Source organism: Clostridium sp. NSJ-145 (genome assembly GCF_021044725.1).
GTDB classification, from domain to species: Bacteria; Bacillota; Clostridia; order Clostridiales; family Clostridiaceae; genus Clostridium; species Clostridium disporicum_B.
The window spans coordinates 87076-100507 of record NZ_JAJNOS010000006.1; the positions used below are offsets into that span (position 1 = coordinate 87076).

Consider the following 13432-nt stretch of genomic DNA (forward strand, 5'->3'; position numbering starts at 1 on the left):
GAAGTAGTAAAAAAATAAGAAACAAGGGAGAGAGTAAAATGAAATTTCCAAAGGACTTTTTATTTGGAGCAGCATCAGCATCATATCAGGTTGAAGGAGCATGGAATGAAGACGGAAAAGGCCTTTCTAACTGGGATGTTTTCTCTAAGATACCAGGAAAAACTTTTGAAGGAACAAATGGTGATGTAGCAGTAGATCACTATCATAGATATAAAGAAGACATAAAGCTTATGGCAGAAATGGGATTAGAATCTTATAGATTTTCAATTTCTTGGCCAAGAATAATTCCAAATGGAGTTGGAGAAGTAAATGAAAAAGGATTAGAATTCTATAATAATGTAATTAATGAATGTTTAAAATATGGAATAGTTCCTTTTGTAACATTATATCATTGGGATTTACCACAAGTTTTAGAAGAAAAAGGTGGATGGACAAATAAAGAAACAGTAGATGCATTTGTTAAATATGCAGAAGTATGTTTCAAGGCTTTTGGAGATAGAGTTAAACATTGGATTACATTTAATGAAACTGTAGTATTCTGTGGATTAGGATACTTAGCAGGAGCTCATCCACCAGCAATAGTTGGAGATGTCAAGAAATACTTCCAAGCTACACATAATGTATTTACAGCTCATGCTAGATCAATTGAATTATATAAGAGCTTAAAACAATATGGAGAAATAGGTATAACTCATGTATTCTCACCAGCATTTAGTATTGATGAAAATCCAGAAAATATAAAAGCTACTATGCATGCTAGAGAAGTAGACATGCACTGGTACTATGATCCAATATTAAAGGGTGAATATCCTGAATATGTTGTAAAGTATATTGAAAAGTTAGGCTTTACTCCAGATTGGACAGAAGAAGAATTAGCAGTAATTAAGAGCTCTGCTGATAAGAACGATTTTATAGGATTAAACTACTATCAACCTCAAAGAATTATGAAAAATGATGTAGAAGAAGATGTAGAGAGAACAAGAGAAAATTCAACAGGAGCTCCAGGAAATCCTTCATTTGATGGCGTTTATAAAACTGTTATGATGGAAGATAAAAAGTATACTAAATGGGGATGGGAAATATCACCAGAAGGTTTCTTAGATGGATTAAGACTTCTTAAAGAAAGATATGGTGATGTTAAGATGTACATCACTGAAAATGGATTAGGGGATGAAGATCCAATAATTGAAGATGAAATAGTAGATATTCCAAGAATAAAATATATTGAAGAGCATTTAAGAGCTGTTAAGATGGCTATTCAAGAAGGAATAAATATGAAGGGATATTATGCTTGGTCAGTTATAGATTTATTAAGCTGGTTAAATGGATATAAGAAACAATATGGATTTATATATGTAGACCATAAAAATAACCTTGAAAGAAAGAAAAAAGCATCTTTCCACTGGTATAAGGAAATAATTGAGACTAGAGGCGAAGAACTATAAAATATAAAAAAGATATGACAAGTAATTAGGAAGAATTTCCTAGTACTTGTCATTTTTTCTTAAAAATTATAATATTAATATACACATAAATATTGGGTAATATATAAATAAGATTTTTTATTATAAGTATTTTCCAAAAAAACAAAATTATATTACAATAATATAAAAAGTACGCTAAAGAAAAAAGGGGAAGTAGAAGTATGTTTAGTCACGATAAGATTCAAAGTTTAAATGAATTAGAATTATCTCTATATAGCTATATAATAAAAAATAGTGAAAAAGTTATTTATATGAGAATTAGAGAATTAGCAAATGAAGCCCATGTTTCTACTACTACAATTTTAAGATTTTGTAAAAAGTTAAATTGCGATGGATTTTCAGAATTTAAGGTTAAGCTAAAGCTATACATAGAAAACGGAAAAAGTAATCAATTAACTGATAATACAGCTATGCTAATTGACTTTTTAAAGAAAACAGAGACAGAAGATTTTAAGAATAAAATAAAACAAATTTGTGAAATTGTTAGTGGGGCTGAGAGCGTAGTATTTGTTGGAATAGGGGGTTCAGGAATATTAGCTAAGTACGCAGCAAGATATTTATCATCAGTAGGTAAATTTGCTATTTATTTAGATGATCCTTTTTATCCGACAAAGTGTAAACATTATGAAAATAGTGTAGCAATTGTATTTTCTGTATCAGGTGAAACACCGACGGTTATAGATCATGTTAATAAGTTGAAAAAAGAAAAAAGTTCAATTGTTAGTATAACTAATAATGAAAATTGTACTTTGGCTAAGATGTCAGATATAAATTTAAGTTATTATATTCAACGAGCAAAAGTTGAAGACTATGATATAAGTACTCAAGTTCCGGTTTTGTATATAATTGAATTAATAGGAAAAAGATTATATAATTACTATTTACAATATCCTAATAAATAAATATGATTTTTTAGAAAATACACAAAACAATGTGTATTTTCTTTTTTTATATACAATTTTTTAAATGTATATACAATTATTGAAAGAGCTTTAAATAAAAGGTTCCAGTGAGGTTAATGCAAAAATGTCAAAAAAACAAAGTGTTACAAAAAAGTAACAAATTTTAAAGTAACTGTACTTGTTTTTTACGACTTGAAAATGATTACAAATTTTAAATTTATGTAGTATACTATAGTCACAGGGAAGGAAAAGAGGTGAAGCGATAGTGATTCATTCAGAATTAGATAAATTTAAAGATGGATTTCTATGGGGGAGTGCCTCGGCAGCATATCAAGTTGAAGGTGCCTTTAACAAGGATGGAAAAGGCTTAAGCATATGGGATACATTTAGTAAGCTAGATGGAACAACATATAAATCAACAAATGGTGATATTGCAGTTGATCATTATAACAGATATAAAGAAGATGTTGCTTTAATGAAAGAAATGGGATTAAAAGCATACAGATTTTCAATATCATGGAGTCGTATCTTTCCAGATGGAAGAGGACAAGTTAATGAAGATGGTTTAAAGTTTTATGATAACTTAATAAATGAGTTAATAAAAAATGATATTAAACCAATAATTACAATATATCATTGGGATTTGCCACAAAAACTTCAAGACTTATATGGTGGTTGGGAATCAAGAGAGATTATTGATGACTTCAATAATTATTGCATAACTCTTTATAAGAGATATGGAGACAGGGTAAAGTATTGGATAACATTAAATGAACAAAATGTATTTATATTATTAGGATATAAATTAGCACTTCATCCACCAATGGTAAAGGATGATAAGAGAATGCTAAATGCAAATCACATTGCAAGTTTAGCAAATGCAAAAGCGATTGAATCGTTTAGAAAATATGTACCTAATGGAATGATTGGGCCAAGCTTTGCTTTTACACCTAATTATGCATATACTTGCAAAACAGATGATGTTCTAGCAAGAGAGAATGCTGAAGATATGAATTGTCACTGGTGGTTAGATATATATTGTTGGGGAACATATCCAACATTTACTTTAAGCAGATATGAGAGACAAGGTGTAGCACCAGAAATTGAAGATGGTGACATTGAACTTTTAGAAAGAGGAAAACCTGATTTTATAGGAATCAACTATTATAGAAGTGAAACTGTTGAAGCAAACGAAATAGATGGAATAAGTAATTTTGAGGAAATAAATACTTCAGGTAAGAAGGGAACATCAAAAAATTATGGAGTTCCTGGTGTTTTCAAAACAGTAAAAAATCCTCATCTAGATTCAACAAATTGGGATTGGGAGATAGATCCTACAGGATTAAGAATAGGTATTAGAAGAATAAATAGCAGATATAGGCTACCTATACTTATCACTGAAAACGGTTTGGGAGAGTTTGATAGATTAGAAGATGGACAAGTTAATGATGATTATAGAATAGATTACATAAGAAATCATATAAAAGCTTGTCAAGAAGCTATTACAGATGGAGCTGAACTATTAGGATACTGTACTTGGTCTTTTACAGATTTATTAAGTTGGTTAAATGGTTACCAAAAACGTTATGGATTTGTATATGTAGATAGAGACGAGTCGAATGTAAAGGATTTAAGGCGATTTAAAAAGAAAAGTTTCTATTGGTACAAAAAGGTAATAGAAACAAATGGTCAAGTTTTATGAGTTTATAATTAAAAATTAATATATCAAATTAAAAATAAAAAAATGTTTAAATTTAAGGAGGAATTATCATGAAAAATATTTTATTAGTATGTGCAGCTGGAATGTCAACAAGCCTTTTAGTAAACAAAATGAAGGCGGCAGCAAAAGACAGGGGATTAGAAATAGAAATAAATGCTTTACCAGTATCTGAATGCTCATCAGTAATAGACAAGGTAGACATAGTATTATTAGGACCACAAGTTAGATTCCAAAAACCACAAGTAGATGCTTTAGTAAACGGAAGAATCCCAGTAGATGTAATTGATATGAGATTATACGGAACAATGAACGGAAAAGCTATATTAGAACAAGTTATAGCAAAAATTGGAGAATAATAAATAATATTTATTATAATTAAAAATTAAGGGGGACTTAAAGATGAATTTTATGGACAAATTTAATAGTGTTATTGAAAGAGCACTAGTGCCTGTAGCGGCAAAACTAAATGCACAAAGACATATATGTGCAGTAAGAGACGCATTTATATTAACATTCCCATTAACGATGGCTGGTTCGTTAATGATTTTATTAAACTTCGTTTTATTATCACCAGATGGATTCATAGCTAATCTATTAAATTTAGGTGAATTAATACCTAACTTAGCTGATTATCAAGCAATATTCTCACCAGTATTAAAAGGTTCAACTGATATTTTAGCAGTTTTAGTTGTTTTCTTAATAGCTAGAAACCTTGCAAAATCACTTGGTGGAGATGATTTATTAACAGGATTAACTGCACTTTCAGTATTCTTTATAATTTATCCATCAGCAGTAGATGGTGGTTTACAAACAACTTATATGGGACCACAAGGTTTATTCGTTGCAATTATAGTAGGATTATTAGTAGGTGAAATATTAACAAGACTTACAAAGACTTCAAAGTTAGAAATTAAAATGCCAGAGCAAGTGCCTCCAGCAGTTGCAAGAACATTTAAAGTATTACTTCCAATTATTATAGTTACAATTGGATTCTCAGTATTAAATTATATTATATTACAAGTTACAGATGGTGGCGGAATCCATACATTAGTATATAACGTATTACAAGCACCGTTAACTAAATTAGGTGATAGTATATGGTCAGTAGTTGCATTTGGTATTATATCAAATATACTATGGGTTATGGGTATTCATGGACCTAATACAGTACAAGCAGTTAGAGACGTAGTATTTGCAGAAGCTAATGCAGCAAACTTAAAGTTCGTTTCTGAAATGGGAACAGCTTGGGGAGCTCCTTATCCAAACACTTGGGCTTTATATGATGCATTTGGTAACTACGGTGGATCAGGAATGACTTTAGGATTAATTATAGCAATATTTATCTTTAGTAGACAAAGAGATCAAAAGGATATCGCAAAATTATCACTAGCTCCAGGTTTATTCAATATCAATGAATCAGTAATATTTGGTTTACCAATAGTATTAAACCCAATGTTCTTAATACCATTCGTATTAGTACCAGTAGCAAATGTATTCATAGGATATTTTGCAATTAAATTTGAGTTAATACCTCCAGTAGCATATTCAGTACCTTGGACAACACCAGGACCATTAATACCTTTCTTAGGTACAGGTGGTAATTTCATGGCTCTAGTAATTGGATTTGTTTGTTTAGGTGTGAGCGTATTACTTTATGCACCATTCGTAATTGCTTCTAACAAAGCAGCAGAGAAAATGAATGAAACAAACGACTATGCAGAAATAGTTTAGTATATAAAAATATAGAATAATAAGTAAGAATATAGTATACTAATTCTAGTTACATTAAGTAACTAGAATTAGTGTATATTAAAGGAGAAGAACTATGAACGAATTAGAATTAGTAGCATTTGAAATCATAAGCAATGTAGGAATGGGTAAATCTTTAGCTATGGAAGCAATAAGAGAAGGTAGACAAGGTAATTATGAATTAGCAGAACAAAAATTAGAAGAAGCTAAACAATTCTTATTACAAGGACACCACGCTCATGCTGGATTAATTCAAAAAGAAGCAGCAGGCGAAAAGCTAGAATTCTCTTTAATAATAATGCATGCTGAAGACCAATTAATAAGCGCAGAAACTATAAAAGATTTAGCATTTGAAATGATCGAAATGCACAAGAGCTTAAATAGAGCTTAATATTTAATTAGAAATTAAAGATACATATAGTGTAAAGATGTAAGTTCTTTATTGTACAAGCAATAAAAACGTTTTTACACTATATAAGTATCTATTATATTTATTAATATCATTTAATTAATTATTTATAAGTTGACAAAGAAATATATTTTTGATAAAATAATTTATGTTAAAGGGGTATGGCTCAACGGTAGAGTAGTGGTCTCCAAAACCATTGGTTGTGGGTTCAAATCCTACTGCCCCTGCCAAAGACTTAGTTTATCTAAGTCTTTTTTTGTTTTTCTTATGAATTTACATTTAATTGTTTATAATATTATAGAAGAGAAATAAGAAAAAATTTTATTTTAAGAATAAAAAATAAATGAATTATATGGTATATTTAAATATAAGGTTATAGATATATAGGATATTAGTAATAATATGGTGTAAAATTTTTAGTGATTTATACTGAGATTTTAAAGTCTTAAAAAGGGGAATTAATAGGAGTATTATTTATGATAATAGAAAAAGTATTAAATAATAATGTTGTTGTATCAATAGATCCTAAAACAAAAAAAGAAATAATCCTTTTAGGAAGTGGAATTGCTTTTAATAAAAAAATAGGTCAAGAAGTGGATGAAAGTAAAATTGAAAAAACATTTGTTTTAGATGATAAAACATTAGGAAATAAATTTAAAAAGTTAATAAATCAAATACCAGATGGAGTTTTTCAGTTATCTCATGAAATAATATCTCATGCTAGTAAAGAATTAAATGCAAAATTTGATAAGCAAATATATATATCTTTATCAGATCATATAGCGTTTGCAATAAAAAGATATAAGAAGAATATGATGATAAAAAATGAATTACTAAATGAAATTAGAAGAGTTCATAAGAAAGAATATAAAGTAGCATTATGGGCATTAGAATTTTTAAATAGGAAATTAAAAATTGAATTGCCAGAGGATGAAGCTGGATTTATAGCATTACATTTTATTAATGCAAGCTTAAACCAATCAACAAGTAACTCTATAGAATCTACTAAAATAGTTAAAGATATATTAAATATAATAAGATATTATTTTTCATTAGAATTTAAAGAAGATGATTTAAATTATGATAGATTGCTTACGCATTTAAAATATTTTTCCAAAAGAATAATTGAAAATAATCAGGATAATGCTTCGGAAGACGAATTTATTAATATGGTAATTAAAAGCTATCCTGAAGCTTATAATTGTACACTGAAGATAAAAGAATATATAGTAAATAACTATAAGTATGACGTTAATAGTAATGAAATAGTATATCTAACACTACATATTCAAAGAATTGTATCAGTGTCTAGATATGATAATTAAAAAAGAGACGGTTTTCCGTCTCTTTTTTAGCATTTAACATCTTTGACTATCCATTGAGAGTATGGAGTGGCGTAATTAGAATCTTTATTTTCTTGTATATATTCATAAAATGAATCAAGAAAACCTAACCTATAACCATCATTTGTTAATACAACTCCTCCAATATTATACTGATAAGAAAGAATTTGATCTAATGTTAGGTTATTTTGATTATTCATTATTTGGTAGAGTACCATAAAAGTAGTAGTTCGTCCTTCACCTGCATGACAATGAAAATGTAAGTGGAGATCATCTGGCTTATTTTTTATGAAATCTACGAATTCATCAACAGTATCAGGTGTAGGAACTCCTCCATCTCTAACTGCAAAACGTTTATATTGCATACCACAATCTGTTACAGCCTTTTCTTCAGTGCAAACAGATTCTGCTTCTAAGCATTTATATAATTTACCATTTTCGTGAAATATATTAACTTGAGAATTAGTTTTTATTTTATTAAGTTCTGAATTTTCTTTTTCTATAGTTTCTACTGAATCAAAACCATTATTAATTAGTTTATAGAAGTTATGATAGCTTATAGCTAAATCATTTAATAGTCCATGAGATTCTTGCCTTAAATCTACAATGCATATATTTTCTTTATTTATAGCCTTTTTCAATGGTTCTACTTGATCCTTAGTAAATTGAGCACTTCCTGAAATATTAAGAAGTGTGACATCTCTAAATCTATTAGGCAAAGGTGTTTTTAAGTCGCTATCTAATATAATAACATCCTTATTTTTCTTAAAAATATACGAATTACTGTCTGCTTTAGGAAAAGCACCTATTAAAGCCGAAGATGATATAAGGATTGTAGATAGTATGGATAATTTCTTTAAAAATTTACTGTTCATATATACCTCCATTTATAGAATTTATAATATTTTTTGTTATTTAAACTTTTATTATTCAAGCAATATTTTATAGCTTTATTAAAGCAATGAAATATGTTTAAAATTTAGAAAAAGTGGACAGTATTTGAGAAAAAAGGGTAGGTGTTTTTATGGATTTTATGTATATTCAATTAGTAATTTTTTTAACTATAATATTAAGTGCTGTCATAGCTGGTAAGAAGGGTGCATTAATATCATTTTTAGTATGGGCAGTTGAAACTTATATAATATTTAAAGTAGATAGTTTTAGTTATCTGCAACTTATAACATTAGGGTTATCATTCCAAATAGCAATAATTATAGCTATAATAAGAGATTTAGTTGCAAAGCAATTTAAAAAGAAGGTAAATAATTAATTATATATTCCAGTATTTTCTTGTAATATAAAAGTCATCTCAGGGCAATATAATAGTGTAGACAGGAAACAAAATAAAATATAACAATATTCTATTAGTTACTGTTTATAATTCATGAAACCAAGGGAGGAATCAGACATGTCAAAAGCATTAGTTCCAGAAGCAAAAAATGGGTTAAGCGCATTTAAGAACGAAGTAGCGAATGAGTTAGGAGTACCATTTACAGATTATAATGGTAACTTAACATCTAGACAATGTGGTTCCGTTGGTGGTGAAATGGTTAAAAGAATGGTAGAACAATACGAAAGTGGATTAAAGTAAAGCACCACTAAGGAAACACACTAAAAGATGGTCAATATCTTGAGAGGGTGATATCTTATGGAGAATTTACCGCCAGAAAAGTATTGAAAATCTATTATTCGCTAAAGGGAAAGAGATGCAGAGTTTGCATCTCTTTTTCTTTTACACAAAATATGGTAAAATAAGAACAAAGGTTCGTTAAGGGGGATAATATGAGAAAGGTTAAAATTTTACATTGTTCAGATATACATTTTGATACTCCTTTTAAAGAGTTGAGTAAAGAAATTGCAAACAATTGTAGAGAAGAATTATTAGAGACATTTAAAAGAATAATAGATTTAACTATAGAAGAAAATGTACAAGTATTATTTATTGCAGGAGATTTATTTGATAATTTTACAGTAAATAAAACAACGTTAATTTTTATTATTAATCAATTAAAAAGAATAAAAGATAAATATATATTTATAGCTCCAGGAAACCATGATCCTTATTATGAAAAATCTTTTTATAATATGATTAATTGGCCAAGCAATGTTCATATTTTTACAGGGAAGATGAGTAAAAAAGAAATAAATGAATTAGGATTAGTAGTGTATGGAGCTGGATTTACAAAAAAGTATGAGAGAGAAACTTTAATTAATATTGAAGAGTTAGATACTTCAAAAATAAATATGATGGTATTGCATGGAGATATATCTACTAAGGATGCTAAAAATGACTATAATCCAATTTCTTTAAAAGATATAAGGAATTCTTATATGGATTATATAGCATTAGGACACATTCATAAATTTTCAGGAATATTAAAAGAAGAAAATTCTTATTATGCTTATAGTGGCTGCCCTCAAGGTCGTGGATTTGATGAAGTAGAGAAAAAAGGAGTTATTTTAGGTGAGGTATATAAGGGAGGCGTAGATTTAAAATTTATTCCTATTAATAAAAGAGAATATATAGTTAAAGATATTGATATATCGGAATGTGATACATATGAAGATATTAAAGAAAAATTACTTAGTATTCTAGATGAAAAAGATAGGTTAAACAATCTATTTAAGATCACACTTACTGGTAATATAAAAAGTCACTTATATTTAGATATTAAAACGTTAGTAGAAAAATTAAAAAATGATTATTACTTTATAAAAGTTTTAAATAAAACAACTGTAGAAATGAGTTTAGATGAGTTAGCTAATGATTATTCTATAAGAGGTAAGTTTATAAAGGAAATGTTAGAAAAGCTTAAAGAAGCAAATGAAGATGAAAAAGAAATAATAAATAGAGCATTAAAAATTGGATTGCAGAGCCTTTCAGAGGAAGAGGTGAAATTAAATGATAATTAAAAAAGTTAATATTATTGCCTTTGGAGGGTTAAAAAACAAAGTTGTAGAGTTTGATAAGGGAATTAATATAATTTATGGCGAAAATGAAACTGGAAAGAGCACTATTCAATCTTTTATAAAGATATGGTTATATGGATTTAGTAGTAATAGAGGTAAAGATTTAAGGGTAAATGAAAGATTAAGGTATATGCCGTTATCTGGAGAGGTAATTAAGGGAGAGCTTTGGGTCGAATTTAAAGATAAAACTTATATTATAAAAAGGACTTTTGGCAAAACCAAGAAAGAAGATACTTCATTAATAATAAATGCTTTAACAGGAGATGAAGTTAAGGATATAAATTCAGAAGAACCAGGAAAGTATTTTTTAAATATTAATAGATCTACATTTATAAAAACGCTTTTTATAAGACAATTAGGAAGTGAAGTAAATAAAGATAAAGATGAAGAGATTTTAGATAAGATATTAAATTCTGTAGGAGTTTCAGAAGGAGATGTAACGGTAGATAAGGCTTTTATAATGTTAGACAATTATAAGAAGTATTTAAGTAATATTAGAAAGAGTGGATATTTAGATAAGCTAAGAGAAAGGTATAGTTTATTATTAGCTGAAAGACATGAAAGATATAATTTAGCAGAACAGAATTTAGATAATGAAAAAGAGCTACTAAATTTAAAAGAAGAAAGGGAAAATACAAAGAATGAACTTTCAAATTTAGACTGTTATAAAAAATATTTAAAAAAGATTAAATTGCAAGAAGAATATGAGGATATTATAAAGTATTCAAGAAAAAAAGAGGAGCTTCAAAAAAAAGAAAAAAATATTAGTAAGTTTCTAATTAATAATAATGATGAAGTATTATTAGAGACAGTTGATTTATTAAAAGAAGAATACTCTATATATTTAAGATTATTAGATTTAAGAGAAAAGGCTAAGGTTAAATTAGATTCTAAATTAGATGAATTAAAGAGGTCGGAAGAACCGCTAAAAGAATATAAATATATAGAAGAATTAGGTGAAGATATTTCTAAAGAGTTGATAAAATTAAAAATTGAACAGGATTCTTTAAGAGAAAAAATAGAGATTAATAGAAAAATAGATAAAGAAATTACTTTACTTAAAAATAAAGCAATATTAGCTAAAGAGCATATTGGAGATGCTTATAAGATAGAAGATATTAGAAAAGATGTAGAGAGTGAACTTGAAATATATGAAGAAAAGTTGAAGAGTTTAAAGTTTGCTATGGAAAATAAAAAAAATAATAGTATTTTAAATAATAAGTATATAAAGGTATCTATAGGATTATTAGCAGTAATATTTTTTGTTTTAGGATTAGTATCGAACAGTATTGGTATCAGAATAAGTTTATTTACAATGTCTGCATTGAGTATTTTATTATTATTTTTAGGCAACAGAATAATAGAGTTAAAAGAAAAATCTTATATAAATTCCTTAAAGAAAGATGTAGAGGAAATAGAGTTAAACCTAGAACAGTATAATAAAATAGTTGGAGTTATAGATTTTGGACAACTTATAAGATATTTAAAATTATATAATGAGTATTTAGGTATTAAAGAAAATATAGAAGTAAAAATTAGTGAAAAATACAATCAAAAAGAGCTGTTAAACTTAGATGATGCTAATGATAAATTCAATGCTAACAAAGAAAAAATTGATGATTATTTAAAAATATCTAAAGCAGACAATATAGATGTTTTAATAGATGATATATATAAGTTTGAGGAAATTAATAAAAATTGTAATTCTTTAAAGCATGATGCAAAAAGTGATGAAGAAGTATTATGTGATTTTGAGAAACAATTAGAAGCAAAAAAAGATATCATTTTTGAAAAATTAAAAGAGGTAGGATTAGAAGGTATTGATATTATCGAAGTAGGAGAAAAGTTAGATGAATTAAAGCGTAAAATAAATCAAAAAAGAGAAATTCATAGAAGCTTATTATCGGTAGAAGAAACTTATTTAGCCTTAATAAAAGATAAAGATATTGAAAAAATTAAGAATGAGATAAAAGAAATAATTGATGTGGATTTTAAGTTTAGTTTTAAAAATGAAGAGGAAATTGATTCAGAAATAAAAAGAAAATCCAATGAATTAATTCAAATTGAAAAAGATATAAAGGATTTAGAAAACAAAATAGAGAATTTATTTAAAGGCAGACGTAACATAGCTGAAATTGAAGATGAGATTACTAATATAGAATATAATATAAATGAAGAAGAAAAAAATTTAAAAGCTGTAGAATTAGCAAAAGAAGTATTAAATCAATCTTATGATGGATTAAGAAATGACTTTGGACCAATATTAAATAAAAAAGTAAACTCGTTATTTAAAGAGTTTAGTGATAACAAATATAGTAACGTTTTAGTTTCTGATAAATACGAAATGAAGTTAGTATATAATGATGAAGTTTTATCATCACAACTTTTAAGTAATGGAGCTAATGATCAATTGTATTTAGCATTGAGAGTTGCATTTATAGAGATGATATTTAATAGTAAAGATGTAACCTTATATTTAGATGATGCTTTTACTCAATATGATGATAACAGAATTAAAACTATATTAAGCTATTTAGCTTCTGAGAGTTTTATTCAGATATTAATATTTACTTGTCAAAATAGAGAAGAATCTTACTTTAAGGAAAAAGGTATAAACCATAATTATATTTTATTATAAGTTTGGAAATTATATAGATAATATAGTAAAAATGGAAGGGATTTTATGAAAAAGATATTGTTAATTATTATAGTAGCTATATTATTATTTATTACAATTATTAATTTTCAAGATGATAATAATTTTAAGGATAAAAGCAATTTGTTTAGAGTAGAAAAAATAAAGTGGATTCCACTTTATTTTTTTGTGGATTAAAAAGGAAATTTAGTCTAAACTT

At 27.1% G+C, this 13432-nt stretch carries 13 protein-coding genes and 1 tRNA gene; 13 read left to right on the forward strand and 1 reads right to left on the reverse strand.

Translation table 11 applies throughout. From position 1 onward, the window contains the following. Positions 1-38: 38 nt before the first annotated feature. The 8 genes from LQE93_RS07000 to licT all read left to right on the forward strand — a co-directional run bounded on the left by LQE93_RS07000 (position 39) and on the right by licT (position 7589). Positions 39-1445, forward strand: a complete 1407-nt coding sequence (locus LQE93_RS07000; protein ID WP_055265573.1) for a GH1 family beta-glucosidase — start codon at positions 39-41, stop codon at positions 1443-1445. Positions 1446-1645: 200 nt separating this feature from the next. Next, entirely contained in the window at positions 1646-2386 is a 741-nt protein-coding gene (locus LQE93_RS07005) for a MurR/RpiR family transcriptional regulator (protein ID WP_186837844.1), read from the forward strand. A gap of 265 nt (positions 2387-2651) precedes the next feature. Beyond that, positions 2652-4088, forward strand: coding sequence for a glycoside hydrolase family 1 protein (locus LQE93_RS07010; RefSeq protein WP_186837845.1), 1437 nt, complete (start codon positions 2652-2654; stop codon positions 4086-4088). Between the two features lie 68 nt (positions 4089-4156). Beyond that, positions 4157-4462: a PTS sugar transporter subunit IIB gene (locus tag LQE93_RS07015; protein WP_055265564.1), complete on the forward strand. Its 306-nt coding sequence runs from the start codon at positions 4157-4159 to the stop codon at positions 4460-4462. A 43-nt stretch (positions 4463-4505) separates the two neighbouring features. Continuing rightward, a complete protein-coding gene (locus tag LQE93_RS07020) occupies positions 4506-5837 on the forward strand; it encodes a PTS sugar transporter subunit IIC (protein WP_055265562.1) in 1332 nt (443 codons plus the stop codon). A gap of 94 nt (positions 5838-5931) precedes the next feature. After that, positions 5932-6246: a PTS lactose/cellobiose transporter subunit IIA gene (locus LQE93_RS07025; RefSeq protein ID WP_032117287.1), complete on the forward strand. Its 315-nt coding sequence runs from the start codon at positions 5932-5934 to the stop codon at positions 6244-6246. Between the two features lie 173 nt (positions 6247-6419). Continuing rightward, a tRNA-Trp gene (locus LQE93_RS07030) sits at positions 6420-6494 on the forward strand. A 246-nt stretch (positions 6495-6740) separates the two neighbouring features. After that, positions 6741-7589, forward strand: coding sequence for a BglG family transcription antiterminator LicT (gene licT / locus LQE93_RS07035; RefSeq protein WP_186837846.1), 849 nt, complete (start codon positions 6741-6743; stop codon positions 7587-7589). A gap of 26 nt (positions 7590-7615) precedes the next feature. Here the strand turns inward: licT and LQE93_RS07040 are convergent, their stop codons facing one another. Further along, positions 7616-8482: a phosphatase domain-containing putative toxin gene (locus LQE93_RS07040; protein WP_231072782.1), complete on the reverse strand. Its 867-nt coding sequence runs from the start codon at positions 8480-8482 to the stop codon at positions 7616-7618. A 149-nt stretch (positions 8483-8631) separates the two neighbouring features. On the opposite strand from LQE93_RS07040, the gene LQE93_RS07045 reads away from it, so the two are divergent. From LQE93_RS07045 to LQE93_RS07065, 5 genes are all read left to right on the forward strand, one after another. After that, positions 8632-8877 (forward strand): hypothetical protein, encoded by a 246-nt coding sequence (locus LQE93_RS07045; protein WP_055265556.1) that lies wholly within the window; start codon positions 8632-8634, stop codon positions 8875-8877. Positions 8878-9015: 138 nt separating this feature from the next. Continuing rightward, on the forward strand, positions 9016-9198 hold the full coding sequence (locus LQE93_RS07050; protein WP_032117290.1) for an alpha/beta-type small acid-soluble spore protein: 183 nt from the start codon (positions 9016-9018) through the stop codon (positions 9196-9198). Positions 9199-9389: 191 nt separating this feature from the next. After that, positions 9390-10520, forward strand: a complete 1131-nt coding sequence (locus tag LQE93_RS07055; RefSeq protein WP_231072784.1) for a metallophosphoesterase family protein — start codon at positions 9390-9392, stop codon at positions 10518-10520. Then, positions 10510-13215, forward strand: coding sequence for an AAA family ATPase (locus tag LQE93_RS07060; protein ID WP_231072785.1), 2706 nt, complete (start codon positions 10510-10512; stop codon positions 13213-13215). The genes LQE93_RS07055 and LQE93_RS07060 overlap by 11 nt, the downstream gene beginning before the upstream one ends. 45 nt (positions 13216-13260) lie before the next feature. Further along, positions 13261-13410 (forward strand): hypothetical protein, encoded by a 150-nt coding sequence (locus tag LQE93_RS07065; protein ID WP_156334261.1) that lies wholly within the window; start codon positions 13261-13263, stop codon positions 13408-13410. Positions 13411-13432 lie beyond the last annotated feature (22 nt).